This is a genomic window from Cupriavidus sp. (genome assembly GCF_057315035.1).
On record NZ_DBHKYV010000030.1, the window covers coordinates 57,379 to 74,402 of the forward strand.

The following is a 17,024-nucleotide window of genomic DNA, read 5'->3' on the forward strand; positions in this document are numbered from 1 at the left end:
ATCTTGCGGCGCGCCGTTTTCACTTGCAGCACCCCGGTTGAACCCGACATGAACGTCACCGAGTTTTACAAGCACGAACTCACGCAGCGCGGCTACCAGTCCGACGAGGCGCAACTGCGCGCCGTGGCGCGGCTGCAGCAGTGCTATGACGAGTGGGTGGCCTACAAGAGCCGCCGCAGCAACGCGCTGAAGAAGTTCCTGGTGCACCCCGATGTGCCCAAGGGCGTCTACATGTGGGGTGGAGTAGGGCGCGGCAAGTCGTTCCTGATGGACAGCTTCTATTCCTGCGTGCCCGTGGTACGCAAGACGCGGCTCCATTTCCATGAATTCATGCGCGAGGTGCATCGCGAGCTCGAGGAACTGCGTGGTCGCCCGGACCCGCTCGACGAGTTGGCCAAACGCATCGCGCGCCGTTTCCGCCTGATCTGCTTCGACGAGTTCCATGTCAGCGACGTGGCGGACGCAATGATCCTGCACCGGCTGCTACAGCAGTTGTTCGACAACGGCGTGCAGTTCGTGATGACCTCGAACTATCGCCCGGACCTGCTCTATCCGGACGGCCTGCACCGCGATCGCGTGCTGCCGGCCATCGGGCTGCTGCAGACCAAGCTCGACGTGCTCAACGTCGATGCCGGGATCGACTATCGCAAGCGCGCGCTGGAGCAGGTGCAGGCTTATCACACGCCGCTGAACCGCGAGGCCAGCGCCGCCCTGCGCGACGCATTCGTGTCGATTGCCGGAACCGCCGACGAGTCGCCGATCCTGCATATCGAGCACCGCGAGATCAAGGCGTTGCGCAAGGCCAATGGCGTGGTCTGGTTCGACTTTGCCACGCTGTGCGGTGGGCCACGCTCGCAGAACGACTACCTGGAAATTGCCTCGCAGTTCCACACGGTGATCCTGTCGGACGTGCCGAAGATGACGCCGCGCATGTCTTCCGAAGCGCGCCGCTTTACGTGGCTGATCGACGTGTTCTATGACCACAAGGTCAAGCTGCTGATCTCCGCCGAAGTGCCTGCCGACGAGCTCTATACCGAAGGCCAGATGGCCAACGAGTTCCATCGAACCGTATCGCGGATCATCGAGATGCAGTCGCGCGAGTATCTGGAGTCCGAGCGCCGGGTGATGGACACCTCGCTGACCTGAGCGAAACCTGCCGGGAACGATTCTGACTCGGTTCCTGTAATCTTGATTTGCATCAAGGCGGAGCGCGCGCGAGTTACCTAGTATCCACTGGGTAATAAAAGCGCGCCATGCCGTCCCTAACTACTGCCCCCCTCGCGCCATCGCTGGCCCCCGCGGCTTCTGCCGCCCAGGCCATCCAGGTTGCCCCGTCCACCGGACCGGGGGCCGTATCGACGTCTTCCCCGTTTTCCTGTTTCCATTGCGGCCTGTCGATAAAAGATGCCGCACCGATCGTCGCCCAGGTTGATGGCCAGCCACGCACGTTCTGCTGCGGCGGTTGCCAGACCCTGGCCCAGACGCTGCACGCTGCGGGTTTCGGGCACCTCTACGGCGATGTCACGCGTTTTGCGCGTCCGATCGATGCCGAGTCGCGGCGCGAAGCCGAGCCGGTCTGGGCCGCCTATGACACGCCGGAACTGCGCAGCCAGTTTGTGCGGCCGCTTGGTGAAGGCCGTTCCGAAATCACGCTGGCGCCCGAGAATATCCGTTGCGCGGCCTGCGCGTGGCTGATCGAACAGCGCCTGGCGCAACTCGACGGCGTGGAGTCGGTGGTGGCCAACGTGGCTACGCGCCGCGTGGTGGTGCGGTGGCGAGATGCGGCGCAAGGCGTTGCGGCGCTGCTGTCGAGCCTGGCCGATATCGGCTACACGGCATGGCCTTTCGAAGTCTCGCGCTCCGACCATCAGGACCGCCGTGAGCGGCGCAGCCTGCTGATGCGCATGGCGGTGGCCATGCTCGGCATGATGCAGGTGATGATGTACGCGTGGCCGCTGTACACCCACGAAGCCACGATCGATCCCGGCCAGTTGCAACTGATGCGCTGGGCCAGCTTCGCGCTGACGATCCCGGTGGTTCTCTATTCCGCATGGCCGATCTTTGCCGGCGCATGGCGGTCCTTGCGACAGCGCCATATGGGCATGGACGTGCCTGTGGCGATCGGCGTCGCGGCGGGCTTTGTGGCCAGCGCCATTGCCACGGCGCGTGGCGTGGGCGAGGTCTATTTCGATTCCGTGACGATGTTCGTCGCATTCCTGCTGCTGGCGCGCTATCTGGAACTGCGCGTACGCCAGGCATCGCGCAGCGGTGCGGAGATGCTGGCGCGGCAACTGCCAGCCACGTGCGAACGCCTGGCACAGGCCGGCGGGGTGGGCGAGCGCATCCCCGTGGCCCGGTTGCAGCCCGGCGACCTGATTCGTGTCAAGGCTGGCGAGATCGTGCCAGCCGATGGCGTGGTGGTGGGCGGAGCGAGCGAGATCGATGAATCGATGCTGACAGGCGAGGCACGGCCCGTACAACGCATCATGGGCGATACCGTGCTGGCCGGCTGCTTCAATGCGGCCAGCCCGCTGGAAGTGCGCATCGACCGCATCGGCGCGCAGACACGGCTGGCTGAAATCGTGGCCGTGCTCGATCGCGCGCTGGCCGACAAGCCCAGGCTTGCACAACTGGCCGATCGCGTGGCGGGGTGGTTCGTGGGCACCCTGCTGGCCATGGCGGCCGTTACCGGACTGGTCTGGGCGCTGTGGATCGATCCGTCGCGCGCCATGCTGGTGACGGTGGCAGTGCTGGTGGTGAGTTGCCCTTGCGCATTGTCGTTGGCCACGCCGGCCGCGCTGGCAGCGGCCGGCGCGGCCTTGTCGCGGCGCGGTGTGCTGCTGACGCGCGCCCATGCACTGGAGACGCTGTCCCGCGTGACGGACGTGGTGCTCGACAAGACTGGCACGCTGACCGAAGGCCGCTTCGCACTGGTGTCGACGCAGACGCTTGGTGCGCTCGATGCGCAGGCGTGCCGGCAGATCGCGGCCGCCATGGAACGAGGCGGCGAACACCCGATCGCGCGGGCCTTCAATGAATTCCCCGAATCCCCTGAATCCTCTGAATCCTCTGAATCCTCTGAATCTTCCGACGCCACTGCGGAATCCGCACCACGCGTTGCCGATCTGCGCAATGTACCGGGGCAGGGACTTGAGGCCACTGTCGATGGCTGTCGGTTCCGCCTGGGCCGCCGCGAGTTCGTGGCTGGCCTGTCATCGTTCCCCTCATCCTTGATCGATCGGCGCGATCAGCGCGACCAGGGCGGTACGGAGCATCCGGGCGCCACGCAGGTCTGGCTTGGCGATGCCAGCGGATTGCTCGCCTGTTTTCAACTGGCCGATGTCGAGCGCGCGCAGACGCCCGCGCTGCTGCGCGAGCTCGCCGCGCTCGGTGTGCGATGCCATCTGGTATCTGGTGATGCCGCCGCGGCCGTGCAGTGGTGTGCCGCGCGCTTCGGCATGGAGACCGCACGCGGGGCAGTGACCCCCGAGGGCAAGCGCGCGTATGTGAGTACGTTGCAACGGCGCGGCGCGATTGTGCTTGCGGTTGGCGACGGTATCAACGATGCGCCGGTGCTGGCGCAGGCGCAAGTCTCGATTGCGATTGGCAGTGGCGCACCTCTCGCGCAGGCGGGCGCCGATGCGGTGCTGACGCACGGTGGCGTGGCCGAGGTGGCCACTGCAATAGCCGCGGCGCGGCGCGCGCGCCGGGTCGTACGGCAGAACCTTGGGTGGGCCTTTGCCTACAACGTGGTGGCCATTCCATTGGCGGCCACGGGGCACGTGACGGCATGGATGGCCGGTATCGGCATGTCTGTGTCATCGCTGCTGGTGGTGGCCAATGCCTGGCGGCTGTTGCGTGTCAAGCCGCCTGCCCGGATCGGGGATTCGTAAATGGAAACGCTGTATTTGCTGGTGCCGATGAGCCTGATGCTGGTGGCGCTGATCGCCGGCGCATTGTGGTGGGCCTTGCATGCCGGGCAGTACGACGACCTGGACCGCCCGGGCGAGGCGATCCTGCTCGACAACGACAAGCCGCAGGGCCCGGATACAGCGCGCTGACATCGACAGGATGCGCTTGGCAACCGCGAAATTTCTGCTGAATCGACTTTAAATCGGTGCACTGACAACACCAGGCACAAACAGTTCGTCTGCGATGCATCGACATTGATTGAGGTCAACGCGACAAGTGCGCGGTTTTTCTAAAGTCACACTGTCAATAGGTTTATTCTTACTTAGCTTGGGGGTCTGAATGGCTGTCACCACCGCGTCTCCACGCGTCGACACCTTCAATTACGGCGTGGTGCGGCAGTTTGCCGTCATGACCGTAGTGTGGGGGATCGTCGGCATGGCCGTAGGCGTTCTGCTTGCGGCGCAACTGATCTGGCCAGATCTGAATTTCAATACACCGTGGCTGTCGTTCGGCCGGCTGCGACCGCTGCATACCAATGCGGTGATCTTCGCATTCGGCGGCAGCGCGCTGTTTGCCACGTCCTACTATGTGGTGCAGCGTACCTGCCAGGCGCGCCTGTTCTGCGGCCCGCTCGCGGCCTTCACGTTCTGGGGTTGGCAGCTCGTCATCGTGGCCGCCGCGATCACGCTGCCGATGGGCATTACGAGTTCCAAGGAATATGCCGAGCTCGAATGGCCCATCGACATACTGATCACGCTGGTCTGGGTGGCCTACGCCGTAGTGTTCTTCGGCACGATCATCAAGCGCAAGACGCGGCACATCTACGTTGCCAACTGGTTCTTTGGTGCCTACATCCTGACGATTGCGATCCTGCACATCGTCAACAACATCGAGATGCCGGCGTCGATGTGGAAGTCGTACTCCGCCTATGCAGGCGTGCAGGATGCCATGATCCAGTGGTGGTACGGCCATAACGCGGTCGGTTTCTTCCTGACCACGAGCTTCCTCGGGATGATGTACTACTTCATCCCCAAGCAGGCCGAGCGCCCGATCTACTCGTACCGCCTGTCGATCGTCCACTTCTGGGCGCTCAACTTCACCTACATGTGGGCAGGTCCGCACCATCTGCAATACACCGCGCTGCCAGACTGGGCGCAGTCGCTGGGCATGGTGTTCTCGCTGATCCTGCTTGCGCCGTCGTGGGGCGGCATGATCAACGGCATCATGACCATGTCGGGCGCCTGGCACAAGCTGCGCACCGACCCGATCCTCAAGTTCCTGGTTGTCGCACTGTCGTTCTACGGCATGGCCACGTTTGAAGGATCGATGATGTCGATCAAGACCGTGAATGCGTTGTCGCACTACACGGACTGGACCATCGGCCACGTCCATTCGGGCGCACTGGGCTGGGTCGCGATGATCTCCATCGGTTCGCTCTACTACCTGATTCCGCGCCTGTTCGGCGAGAAGCAGATGTACAGCACGCGGCTGATCGAACTGCACTTCTGGGTCGCAACGATTGGCGTGGTGCTCTATATCGCCTCGATGTGGATTGCCGGCGTGATGGAAGGCCTGATGTGGCGCGCCACGCAGCCCGACGGCACGCTTACCTACGCGTTCGTGGAAGCGGTGAAGGCCAAGTATCCGTTCTACCTGATCCGTTTGCTGGGTGGCCTGTGCTTCCTGGGCGGCATGTTCATCATGGCCTACAACGTGTTCCGCACCATCGCGGGCAAGCCCGCCGTGGATGCGCCGATCCCGGCCAGCCTGCCGGCCTCTGCCCACTGATCGCCGAGGATTGCAACGATGTCTCAAAATCAAGGTTTCTTCAGGCACGAGACGCTGGAGAAGAATGTCGGCTGGCTGATCATCGCCACCATCATCGTGGTGAGCATTGCCGGCCTGGTGCAGATCGTGCCGCTGTTCTTCCAGCATTCGACCACCGAGCCCGACCCGGGCATCACGCCGTATTCGGCACTACGCCTGATGGGGCGCGACATCTATATCCGCGAAGGCTGCGTGGGATGCCACTCGCAACAGGTGCGCACACTGCAGGCCGAGACCGAGCGCTATGGCCATTTCTCCACGGCCGGTGAATCGGTGTTCGATCATCCGTTCCTGTGGGGTTCCAAGCGTACCGGTCCGGACCTGGCACGCGTCGGTGGCCGTTACTCCGATGACTGGCAACGGATTCACCTGCGCAATCCGCGTGACGTGGTGCCCGAGTCGGTGATGCCGTCGTATCCGTGGCTCGAAAAGACGCCGCTGCCGACCGATGCGGTACAGGCCCGCATGCGTGCCTTGCAACGCCTGGGCGTGCCATATACCAACGACGAAATTGCGCGCGCACCGGAAGAACTGGTGGGCAAGACCGAAGAGGACGCAATGGTGGCCTACCTGCAAGGCCTGGGCCTGAACCGTCGCAACGTCCGGCTCGACAGCGGTAGCGCCGCCACGGCTGCACCCGCCGCGCAAGCGTCGGCGCCAGCGAAGGAGTAATGCCATGGTGATCGTGACCGCTGTCGCCACTGTCCTGTCGATGCTGACCTTCCTGGCCATCTGCTGGTGGGCCTGGTCGGGTGGTCGTCGGGCCGCCAACGAGGAATCGGCGATGTTGCCGTTTGCCTTGCCGGACGAAACCAATCATCCAAGCCGGAATTCGTAACCATGAGCGATTTTATTTCCGATTTCTGGGGCTACTACATCACGGCCATTGCGCTGATCGGCATCGCGTGGTGCGTGTGGCTGCTGTTTTCCCAACGCAAGATGCCAAAGGGCGTCAGCACCACCGACGACACCGGCCATGTCTGGGACGACGACCTGCGCGAACTGAACAATCCGTTGCCGCGCTGGTGGATGTGGATGTTCCTGCTGGCCTGCGTGTTCAGCGTCGGTTACCTGGTGCTGTATCCGGGCCTGGGCTCGTACGCGGGCGTTCTGAAGACGTCCACGCAGGGCGAACTGGCCGCGCATCGGCAGGCCGCCGAGAAGATGCAGCACGAGGTCTATGCCAAGTACCTGAAGATGGACGTCAAGCAGGTGGCGGCAGACCCCGATGCGCGCGAGATTGGTCAGCGCCTGTTCCTGAACTACTGCGCGCAATGCCATGGTTCCGATGCACGCGGCAGCCGCGGCTTCCCGAACCTGACGGACAACGACTGGCTCTACGGCGGCGACCCCGAGACGATCCAGCAGACCATCGCCAAGGGCCGCAACGGCATGATGCCGCCGTTCGCAGGCACCATCGACGGCAAGCTGGCCGGGGACACGGCGCAGTACGTGCGCTCGCTGTCGGGACTGACCTACGACCCGATCCGTGCGTCGCGCGGCGAGGGTACGTTCAAGTCGACCTGTGCCGCATGCCATGGTGCGAACGGCAAGGGGAACCAGGCGCTCGGTGCTCCCAATCTGTCCGACAAGGTGTGGCTGTATGGCAGCTCCGAAGGATCGATCACCGATGCAATCCTGAAGGGTCATAACGGCCATATGCCGGCACATGAGGAAATCCTGACGCCGGAACGCATCCGCATGCTGACGGCTTATATCTGGGGCCTGTCGAACACGGCGCCTGCAGGGCAATGACAAACCGCTCCGACGCTGGGCGGCGTACCGCCCGCGCCGGAGCATGAGGGCTAAACAATGAACGCGCCCCTGGAATCTCCCCCCGCAACGCGGGACCGGACCGAGGCCCCCGGCTGGCGGCCAGCGCCGCCCGCAGGCAGCGCCGCGGAGGCTAGCGAAGAGGCGTTGTACGAGGTACGACGCAAGATTTATCCGCGCTCGGTGACCGGCGCCTTTTCAAGCTGGCGTGTCTGGCTGGTGATCCTGACCCAGCTCGTCTACTACGGCACGCCGTGGCTGCAATGGAACGACCGCCAGGCAGTGCTGTTCGATCTCGGTGCACGCAAGTTCTATATCTTCGGACTGGTGTTGTGGCCGCAGGACGTGATCTACCTGGCAGTGCTGCTGGTGATCTCGGCGCTGTCACTGTTCCTGTTCACGGCTATTGCGGGGCGGCTGTTCTGCGGCTATGCCTGTCCGCAGACGGTCTACACCGAGATATTCATGTGGATCGAGCGGCGTGTCGAAGGTGACCGCATCGCCCGTATCCGCCTGGACGGCGACCCGTGGAGCCTGCGCAAGCTCCGGCTCAAGGCGACCAAGCACACGCTGTGGGTGGCCATCGCGTTGTGGACGGGGTTCACCTTCATTGGCTACTTCGCGCCGATCCGTGAGCTGGGCAGCGAGATCCTGCAATTCTCGCTGGGCCCGTGGCAAACCTTCTGGATGCTGTTCTACGCGTTTGCGACGTGGGGCAATGCGGGCTTCATGCGCGAGCAGGTCTGCAAGTACATGTGTCCGTACGCGCGTTTCCAGAGCGTGATGGTCGATCGCGATACCTTTGTCGTGACCTATGACGTGGGGCGTGGCGAACCGCGTGGCAGCCGTTCGCGCAAGGCAGACCATCATGCGGCAGGCCTGGGCGATTGCGTGAACTGCAGCATCTGCGTGCAGGTGTGTCCGACCGGGATCGATATCCGCGATGGCCTGCAGTACGAGTGTATTGGTTGCGGGGCATGTATCGACGCCTGCAATCAGGTCATGGACAAGATGGAGTATCCGCGCGGGCTGATCCGGTACACATCGGAAAATGCGATGCGCAAGAGCCTGTCCGTGACCGATGCACGCAAACGGCTGATGCGCCCGCGCACAATCGTCTACACCATGATCTGGTTATTGCTGGCCGTAGGATTTGTCGCATCGCTGGCCATGCGCACCCCGCTCAAGGTCGACATCATCCGCGATCGCGGCGCACTTGGCCGCGAGGTGGAAGGGCGCTGGATCGAGAACGTGTACCGACTCCAGTTGATCAACACAACGGAAGCGCCGATGAAGGTGCGCGTGCAGGCCGGCAGTGATGAGTTGAAGGGGATGGTCGTCGAATACGATCACACCGCGGAAGCGTTGTCGCCCACATCGAACCGCTTGTTGCCAATCCGGATCCGCGTGCCGATCGACGATGCCAGGCAGGGGACGTACAAGATCAGCGTGACGGTGACCGCCGAAGCGGAACCCGCGCGTGCGGTGCAGATCCGGCAAAGCACGAGTTTTATCGTACCCCGCAATCTGTGATGCTTTATCTGTGAAGCTGGACGATACCAAGAGGAGAGCGCAATGACCCCACATCCCGCCAAGCCCTGGTACAAGGAGCCATGGCCGTGGATCCTGATGAGCGGACCGCTGCTGGCCATGATTGGTTGCGGCATCACGATCTGGCTGGCAAGCACGCATGCCGATATGCCGGTCGGGGATGCCACCCGTCATGGCCTGGTCGTGGAGAAGGTCGATGTTGACCATGCCCGGACACCAGCGAGGCAACCATGAGATTGCGCTGGCTGATGTGGGTGTTATGGCCGGCATTCCTGATGGGAGGCGCGGCAACGGCCGTGGTGTTCTCGGTGGTGGATCCTGGTGATCTCAGTTTTTTCGGGCATCCGGTCGAGGCATCGCGGCAGGCGGTCTATACGGTGGGATTCCTGGTGGCGTGGCTGTTCTGCGCGTTGTCCAGCGGGCTGACGCTGTACACGATGCCGGTGAAGCTCAGCGATACCGATGAACTCGAATAGGTCCGGTATGCATGAAGTGCCTGGGAACCCTGGAAAACGGAAAGGCCGCACCGGATGCGCTCCGGTGCGGCCTTTTGCATGTTGCTCGCGAAGGCGCCGTTCAGCAGGATCGGCTGTAGACCTGCTTGATACCCTCCATATCGACCAGCTTCACATGGCGCTGACGAATCTGGATCAGCCCCGCTTCCGCAAAGCGCGAGAACAGTCGGCTGACGGTTTCGAGCTTCAGGCCCAGGTAGCTGCCGATTTCCTCGCGGCTCATGCGCAGTACGAACTCTGTCGAGGAGTATCCGCGCGCCGACAGTCGTTCAGACATGTTGATCAGGAACGCCGCGAGACGCTCCTCGGCACGCATCGAGCCGAGCGTGATCAGCATCACCTGGTCCTGGGAGATTTCCTTGCTCATCAGGCGCAGGAACTGGCCTTGCAGCGACGGAAGCTGGCCCGACAATACCTGCAGGTCATCGAACCGCACGACGCAGACTTCGGTGTCTTCGAGTGCCGTGGCATCCGATGCGTGCTGCATCTCGCTGAGCCCGTCGAGACCGATCACTTCGCCGGGCAGGTGAAAGCCCGTGATCTGCGTGCGCCCGTCTTCCATCGTGACGTGCGTCTTCAGTGTGCCGAAGCGAATCGCATAGACCGCGGTGAGGGGCTCTCCCATGCGGTACAGCGTTTCACCCTTGTGAACACGAACGCGTTCCTGCACGAGCGTGTCCATTTTCACGAGGTCTTGCTGCGACATGCCCACGGGCAGGCAAAGCTGACCCATGGCACACGTGGAACAGCGGGGCGACATCTCGGTGACGGGAATGGAAGTCAACAATTGAAGTGCTCGTTTTGAATGCGCTTGAAGCGAGGGCGCGATGCAGGCATTTTACAGCGTCGAGTGACGCGGAAGCGAGGAACAGTTGCCATTTGGTGTACTTTTAAGCGTTTTTCTGGTGGCCCTGCTTGGCGGCGTGCATTGCGCCGCAATGTGCGGTGGCATTGCGATTGCCGCGGAGCAGAACGGCACGCGCCGGGTGGCCGCGATCGTGCATCGCTCGCCGCGTAGCTGGTGGGCCGAACTGTGCGTGATGCACGCCGGACGCCTGACCACCTACATGCTGCTTGGCGCATTGATGGGCGCGGTCGGCGCAACCGTGTGGAAGCAGGAGTATCTGCCACTGCAGCGCTGGCTCTATGCGGCCGGCAGTGTGATGCTGGTTCTTACCGGGCTGTGGTTGCTACGCGGGCGAACCAGTCTTGTCAGCTGGATCGAGCGGCTGGCATCGCGTGCCGCATCGCACGTCGTGCGCCTGGCGGGATCGGTGGCGGGATACGTGCCGGCAGCGGTGCGACGCGAGCAGCGCACCCCGCCGATGTTGCGCCGCTATGGCATGGGGCTGGCATGGGGTCTGGTACCCTGCGGCATGGTTTATGGGGCACTCGCCATGGCGCTGCTCGCTGGCAATGCGCCATCGGGTGCGCTCGTGATGGGTGCGTTCGGATTGGGCACGCTACCTAACCTGCTGGTGATCTCGGGGTTGTCTGGCTATCTGCGGCAGTTGTCACGCAAGCCGGTGATTCGGACCGCGTCGGCGCTGGTGGTGATCGGGTTTGGCGCGCTCGGCGTGGCGCGGGCGATCTGGCTTCCTGATACGCTCGCGCAACACGGTTTTTGCGTGGTGTTTTGAATCGACCACAGCGGCGGGTTGCGGGCGGGGGGCGGAATGCCATACAATCGCGAGAACCACGGTATCGCGCCGCGTCATGCTCGTGGCGTCGCCGGGGCGACATTCCTGATCTGGGGTGTCGGTCCAGGGTTTCGGGGCTGCTTAGGCATGCCGGAACCATTCCCACAGTCCATCCGGTTCAAAAGATCTGGTTAAAAGGCCGACGGCGGTGTGGAAGGTGGCGCCGGGTCAAGGCGATTGTTGTCTGGGTTGCCTGAGCCGATATCCGTATTTTCTTGCCGTCTTGGCCATTCGGTGGCCCTGGCGATTGTCCGCCCCGAAGGGAGAAGGCGCGACGCAAGAGGTCCGTCGACTGGCGAAGCCTGCCAGGCCCGGACGATCTCCTGCCGGACAGACCGGCAACTCGATGCAAGGAAAGATGTGCACGGCTGCGCTGCCAGAAGGCATGCGCGCTGGCTGCGCGATGAGATGGCGGAAAGCTTCGGCGCCGCTGTATCTGCAATCTCCAGTGCCCCGGGATGGATCCGGGGGCAGGTGCAAAGACAGGCTGCACGCAATCACATGAATACCCAAGAGGCGAAGATCGTCCTCGAGACCGCGTTGATCTGTGCGCAGGAGCCACTGCGCGTTGGCGATCTGCGGCGGTTGTTTGCCGACGACGTCGGTGCCGACACCATCCGGGTGTTGCTGGAAGAATTGCGCCAGGACTGGCAGCAGCGCGGGGTCGAACTCGTTGCCCTGGCCAGTGGCTGGCGGTTCCAGAGCCGCCCGGAGATGCGCGAATTCCTGGATCGCCTGAATCCGGAAAAGCCGCCAAAGTACTCGCGCGCGGTGATGGAGACATTGGCCATCATTGCGTATCGCCAGCCTGTCACACGGGGCGATATCGAGGAAATCCGCGGCGTGACGGTCAGCACGGACGTAGTCAAGAAACTCGAGGATCGTGGCTGGATCGAGGTCATCGGCCATCGCGATGTGCCCGGTCGCCCAGCGCTGTATGCAACGACCAAGGCGTTCCTGGACGACTTGGGGCTGCGTTCGCTGGACGAGTTGCCACCGCTGGAAGATGCGCAGGCACAGGCGCAGGCCGCGCTGCTCGATCAGCAGGCGATCGACTTCGAGGAAATCGCCACGGCCAACCCGCCGGTGGGTGACGAGGAAGCGTTTGCCGAAACCGGCGACGCGGCTGGCGCTACGGAGATATCCGCCGTAGTGCCGGAGACTCCGCCCGCCGAGGCGCCGGAGCATATGGATGCGGCCGGCACCGAACCTGATTCCGGGGGCGAAGCCGGGCAGGATGAACAAGAAACCAGCGTCGCGCATTTGCCCGTGAAGGATGATGGGCAGGACGACGATGCGCCGGTGGCTCACGCCAACGGTTTCCACGTGGGCACCGAGGCTCCCGAAGCGGCGGCCGACGAAGGTCCGGATCGGACTGGCGAACTGCCATTGCCGACCGAGGACGACGACGAGCGCGTGTCCAACTGAATAACTTGCAACATCGATAGTGAATACTTTGTCTGATTCCGCTGAGCAAGACGTCCGCCAGCCGGACGTGCCGGGCGACACCGGCGCAGCCCCCGATTCGGGTAACGACGCCGACGGCGCACCGCGCCGCAAGGGGCTTCGGCGCGGCCTGCGCAACCTGGTGGCCACGCGCCGCCAGGCGGCACAGGACCGGGATGGCCGCGGCGAGGGCGACCCCGCCGTGGCGGCTGAAGGTGGCGAGGGTGCCCAGCCCGCGGCGCCGCGTAGTCGTGGCCGTCGCAAGCCGGCGCCCGCTGCGGACGCTGGCGCGCAGGTAGCGCCGCAGCCTGAGTCCGGTGATGCGCAGCCTGCCCAGGCGCCAGCCGGCCAGGGCCAGCGCAAGCGCCGGCAGCAGCCGCAGCGCAAGGCCGCCCTGGTCGATGGCGAAAACAAGCCAGTGGCCGAGCAGCCTGCCAGGCGTGACCGGAGCGATCGGACTGGCGACCGGAATGCCGAGCGCGGCGGTGACCGGAGTGACCGGAATGGTCAGCGCAAGGGCAAGCCCGGTGCCGGCAAGCAAGGCGGCAGGGGCGAGCAGCGTCAGGGCGACAGGCCCGGCAAGCAGGGCGGCAAGCCCGCCGGCGGCGCGCAGAAGACGGCCGCTGGTGGCGAGGACCTGTTCCGCTTCGTGATCTCCGAGCAGTTCGACCAGGAAGACATGGTCGTGCCGCGTACCAAGGCCAAGCCGGTGCGCGAGCTGACGTCGGATGACGATGCGCCGAAGCTGCACAAGGTGCTGGCCGAGGGCGGCCTGGGCTCCCGTCGCGAGATGGAAGAACTGATCCTCCAGGGCCGTGTGTCGGTCAATGGACTGCCGGCCCACATCGGTCAGCGCATTCTGCCGGCCGACCAGGTTCGCGTGAATGGCAAGCTGATCCACCGCAGGGTGTCGTCCAAGCCGCCGCGCGTGCTGCTGTACCACAAGCCGGCAGGGGAAATCGTCAGCCAGTCGGATCCGGAAGGCCGTCCGACCGTGTTCGACAGCTTGCCGCGGATCAAGAGCGGCAAGTGGGTGGCCGTCGGCCGCCTGGACTTCAATACTGAAGGCCTGCTGATTTTCACGACGTCGGGTGACATCGCCAACCGTTTCATGCATCCGCGCTATGGCGTGGAGCGCGAGTACGCGGTGCGTACGCTGGGCGAACTGGCTGAAGCCGATCGCCAGCGCCTGCTACACGGTATCCAGCTCGATGACGGCGAGGCCAATTTCCTGCGCATCGCCGATGGTGGTGGTGAAGGCGTGAACCAGTGGTATCACGTGGCGCTGACCGAAGGCCGCAACCGTGAAGTGCGCCGCATGTTCGAAGCCGTGGGGCTCACGGTATCGCGCCTGATTCGTACGCGTTATGGTCAGTTCCTGCTGCCGCGCGGCCTCAAGCGTGGTCGCTGGCAGGAACTCGAAGGCACCGAAGTGCTTAACCTGATGTCGGCAGTCGGCCTGAAGGCGCCATCCAAGGGTGAGCAGGGTGGCAAGGGCATGACCAAGGTCGGTGGCCGCAAGCAGCGTACGGAAGCTGCCATTGCCGGCATGCCGATGCACACCGGCATGGATGGTCTGCCGCGCTTCGAGAAGAGCGGCGGCAATCGTGGCGGCGGCAGCGCCGGCCGCGGTGGTCAGCCTGATCCGATGCAGACATCGATGGGTTACATCCCTTCGGGACCGGCACCGCTGACGTCGCATACAACGAAGTTTGGCGGCGGCATGGGTGGTGGCGGCATGCGTGGCGCGGGCGGCGCGGGCGGCGCGGGCGGCCCGGGTGGTCCTCGTGGCGGTGGCCGCGGCGGTCGGAGTGGAAACGCCGGCAGTGCCGGAAATGTTGGCAATGCCGGCGGCAATCGCCAGCGCCGCGGTGGCGGCGGAGGCGATGTCAACGGCAATGTGATGCCCAAGGCCAACAAGGGTGGCGGCGGCAATCGTCGGCCACGCGGTGGTGGTAGCGGTGGCGGCGGCGGACGCGGCGGTCATCGTTGATGCGGGTCGGGGTGCCTGCCGGCAAGTACCGGCAGGCGCCTCATCCCGGCGCGGACCAATCGGCTTTTGCCTTTTGGACATAATCCGCGTATAATCAAAGTCTATTCAAAAGTATCATCCTCAGCGAGGATGGGCGAATGATGGGCATTGCGCCCATTTTTTTTTGGTTCGCCCATTTGTGCTTGCGGCCGGTTTGCGTCACATGGCGCATGGCTGCCGGGGGTGATGTGGCAGGCAGGGCTTACAGGTCGTTTCGGAACCTCGATTTCAGAACGTTGTGTTGTCCAGTGTCTGCCAAGGTATTGAAAGCCACTACTCGGGATTACAGTGCATCTGGCAGATTTGATCGAAACCACCCTTATCGGCATGGGCTACGAGTTGGTTGAGCTTGAGCGTGCCCCGGCCGGACTTCTGCGTGTCTATATCGATCAGCCTGAAACTGGCATCGTCATTGAGGATTGCGAGAAGGTAAGCCGTCAGCTTACGCACGTGCTCACCGTTGAAAACGTTGACTACGAGCGCCTCGAAGTGTCGTCGCCAGGCCTGGACCGTCCGCTCAAGAAGTTTGCCGACTTCGTCCGCTTTGCCGGTGCTGAAGCCAGGGTCACGCTGCGCCTGCCGGTCAACGGCCAGAAGAATTTCGTCGGCATCCTGCGCGAAGTCGCGGGAGAGGCTGGTGCCGAGAAGGTCGGCATGGAATTCGAGGGCCAGGACGGCCCGGCGCTGCTGGAATTCGCCATATCCGATGTCGACAAGGCACGTCTTGTGCCGGTGATCGACTTCAAGGGAAATCAAAGAAAAGGGAACAAGCAATGAGCCGCGAAGTTCTGTTGCTCGTCGATGCGCTAGCGCGCGAGAAGAACGTCGACAAGGATGTGGTTTTCGGCGCGCTGGAGGCAGCTCTGGCCTCGGCCACCAAGAAGCGTTTCGAGGAAGACGTGGATATCCGCGTCCATATCGACCGTGAATCCGGTGAGCACGAGACGTTCCGCCGCTGGCTTGTCGTGCCCGATGAGCAAGGCCTGCAGGAACCGGACAAGCAGATCCTGTTGTTCGAGGCCCGTGAGCAGAACGCCGACATGCAGCTCGACGATTTCATCGAAGAGCAGATCGAGTCGGTGGAGTTCGGCCGGATCGGCGCGCAGGCTGCCAAGCAGGTGATCCTGCAGCGCATTCGCGATGCCGAACGCGAGCAGATCCTGAACGATTACCTGGACCGCGGCGAGAAGATCATGACCGGCACGGTCAAGCGCGCCGACAAGAAGGGCCTGATCGTGGAGTCGGGTCGCGTGGAAGCGCTGCTGGCACGTGACCAGATCATTCCGAAGGAAAACCTGCGTACCGGCGACCGTGTGCGTGCGTACATCCTGAATGTGGATCGCGCCGCGCGTGGCCCGCAGATCGAGCTGTCGCGTACCGCGCCCGAGTTCCTGATCAAGCTCTTCGAGAACGAAGTGCCCGAGATGGAAGAGGGTCTGCTGGAAATCAAGGCGGCTGCCCGCGACCCGGGCGTGCGCGCCAAGATCGCCGTGGTGGCCCATGACAAGCGTATCGATCCGATCGGCACCTGCGTGGGCGTGCGTGGCACGCGTGTCACGGCGGTGCGCAACGAGATCGGCGGCGAAGCCGTGGACATCGTTCTGTGGTCGGAAGATCCGGCGCAGTTCGTGATCGGTGCGCTGGCGCCGGCACAGGTGCAGTCGATCGTGGTCGACGAAGAGAAGCACTGCATGGATGTGGTGGTCGATGAGGAAAACCTCGCGATCGCCATTGGCCGCAGCGGTCAGAACGTACGCCTGGCGTCGGAGCTGACCGGATGGCAGATCAACATCATGACGCAGGAAGAATCGGCGCAGAAGCAGGCCGAGGAAAGCGAAGTGGTGCGCAAGCTGTTCATGGCCAAGCTGGACGTGGACGAAGAAGTGGCGGACATCCTCATCGAGGAAGGCTTCTCCACGCTGGAAGAAGTAGCCTACGTGCCCATCAGTGAAATGATGGAAATCGAGGCCTTCGATGAAGACACCGTCAACGAGCTGCGCAACCGCGCACGCGATGCGCTGCTGACGATGGAACTGGCCCGGGAAGAAAAGGTGGAAGAGGTATCGCAGGACCTGCGATCGCTCGACGGCCTGACCCCCGAGCTGATCGGCAAACTGGCCGAAGGCAATATCCACACGCGTGACGACCTGGCCGAACTGGCCGTGGACGAGCTGGTCGAGATGGCCAGCGTCAGCGACGATGAAGCCAAGGCGCTGATCATGAAAGCACGGGAACATTGGTTTAACTGAGGGACACGTCCGGGCCTGG

16 protein-coding genes are annotated in these 17,024 nt (G+C 63.5%); 15 read left to right on the forward strand and 1 reads right to left on the reverse strand.

Going from position 1 to position 17,024, the window contains the following annotated elements:
- Positions 1-48: 48 nt before the first annotated feature.
- From zapE to ACO550_RS28015, 10 genes are all read left to right on the forward strand, one after another.
- Positions 49-1,146 (forward strand): cell division protein ZapE, encoded by a 1,098-nt coding sequence (zapE, locus tag ACO550_RS27970; protein ID WP_315595454.1) that lies wholly within the window; start codon positions 49-51, stop codon positions 1,144-1,146.
- Between the two features lie 107 nt (positions 1,147-1,253).
- Positions 1,254-3,893, forward strand: coding sequence for a heavy metal translocating P-type ATPase (locus tag ACO550_RS27975; protein ID WP_315595455.1), 2,640 nt, complete (start codon positions 1,254-1,256; stop codon positions 3,891-3,893).
- A complete protein-coding gene (gene ccoS / locus ACO550_RS27980; protein ID WP_315595456.1) occupies positions 3,894-4,061 on the forward strand; it encodes a cbb3-type cytochrome oxidase assembly protein CcoS in 168 nt (55 codons plus the stop codon). It begins immediately after the preceding gene.
- 190 nt (positions 4,062-4,251) lie between these two features.
- A complete protein-coding gene (ccoN, locus tag ACO550_RS27985; protein ID WP_315595457.1) occupies positions 4,252-5,700 on the forward strand; it encodes a cytochrome-c oxidase, cbb3-type subunit I in 1,449 nt (482 codons plus the stop codon).
- 18 nt (positions 5,701-5,718) lie between these two features.
- Positions 5,719-6,411 (forward strand): cytochrome-c oxidase, cbb3-type subunit II, encoded by a 693-nt coding sequence (gene ccoO, locus ACO550_RS27990; RefSeq protein ID WP_315595458.1) that lies wholly within the window; start codon positions 5,719-5,721, stop codon positions 6,409-6,411.
- Between the two features lie 4 nt (positions 6,412-6,415).
- The gene (locus ACO550_RS27995; protein WP_315595459.1) at positions 6,416-6,577 is read left to right on the forward strand and encodes a CcoQ/FixQ family Cbb3-type cytochrome c oxidase assembly chaperone; all 162 of its coding nucleotides are present in this window, start codon (positions 6,416-6,418) and stop codon (positions 6,575-6,577) included.
- 2 nt (positions 6,578-6,579) lie between these two features.
- The gene (gene ccoP / locus ACO550_RS28000; protein WP_315595460.1) at positions 6,580-7,494 is read left to right on the forward strand and encodes a cytochrome-c oxidase, cbb3-type subunit III; all 915 of its coding nucleotides are present in this window, start codon (positions 6,580-6,582) and stop codon (positions 7,492-7,494) included.
- 57 nt (positions 7,495-7,551) lie between these two features.
- A complete protein-coding gene (ccoG, locus tag ACO550_RS28005; RefSeq protein ID WP_315595461.1) occupies positions 7,552-9,045 on the forward strand; it encodes a cytochrome c oxidase accessory protein CcoG in 1,494 nt (497 codons plus the stop codon).
- Between the two features lie 42 nt (positions 9,046-9,087).
- Complete coding sequence (locus ACO550_RS28010) at positions 9,088-9,297, forward strand: hypothetical protein (protein WP_315595462.1); 210 nt, start codon at positions 9,088-9,090, stop codon at positions 9,295-9,297.
- Positions 9,294-9,539 (forward strand): hypothetical protein, encoded by a 246-nt coding sequence (locus tag ACO550_RS28015; RefSeq protein ID WP_124684037.1) that lies wholly within the window; start codon positions 9,294-9,296, stop codon positions 9,537-9,539. Before ACO550_RS28010 ends, ACO550_RS28015 begins: the two co-directional genes overlap by 4 nt.
- Before the next feature lie 100 nt (positions 9,540-9,639).
- Here ACO550_RS28015 and fnr read toward each other — a convergent pair whose 3' ends face one another.
- Positions 9,640-10,365: a fumarate/nitrate reduction transcriptional regulator Fnr gene (fnr, locus tag ACO550_RS28020; protein ID WP_315595463.1), complete on the reverse strand. Its 726-nt coding sequence runs from the start codon at positions 10,363-10,365 to the stop codon at positions 9,640-9,642.
- 85 nt (positions 10,366-10,450) lie between these two features.
- Between fnr and ACO550_RS28025 the strand changes: the two genes are divergently transcribed.
- The 5 genes from ACO550_RS28025 (at position 10,451) to nusA (ending at position 17,005) form a co-directional block, all read left to right on the forward strand.
- Complete coding sequence (locus tag ACO550_RS28025) at positions 10,451-11,218, forward strand: urease accessory protein UreH domain-containing protein (RefSeq protein ID WP_315595464.1); 768 nt, start codon at positions 10,451-10,453, stop codon at positions 11,216-11,218.
- Between the two features lie 561 nt (positions 11,219-11,779).
- A complete protein-coding gene (gene scpB / locus ACO550_RS28030) occupies positions 11,780-12,706 on the forward strand; it encodes an SMC-Scp complex subunit ScpB (protein WP_315595465.1) in 927 nt (308 codons plus the stop codon).
- Positions 12,707-12,734: 28 nt separating this feature from the next.
- On the forward strand, positions 12,735-14,717 hold the full coding sequence (gene rluB / locus ACO550_RS28035) for a 23S rRNA pseudouridine(2605) synthase RluB (RefSeq protein WP_315595466.1): 1,983 nt from the start codon (positions 12,735-12,737) through the stop codon (positions 14,715-14,717).
- Between the two features lie 327 nt (positions 14,718-15,044).
- Positions 15,045-15,533 (forward strand): ribosome maturation factor RimP, encoded by a 489-nt coding sequence (gene rimP / locus ACO550_RS28040; protein ID WP_315595467.1) that lies wholly within the window; start codon positions 15,045-15,047, stop codon positions 15,531-15,533.
- On the forward strand, positions 15,530-17,005 hold the full coding sequence (gene nusA / locus ACO550_RS28045) for a transcription termination factor NusA (protein ID WP_315595468.1): 1,476 nt from the start codon (positions 15,530-15,532) through the stop codon (positions 17,003-17,005). The genes rimP and nusA overlap by 4 nt, the downstream gene beginning before the upstream one ends.
- The last annotated feature ends 19 nt before the right edge of the window (positions 17,006-17,024 follow it).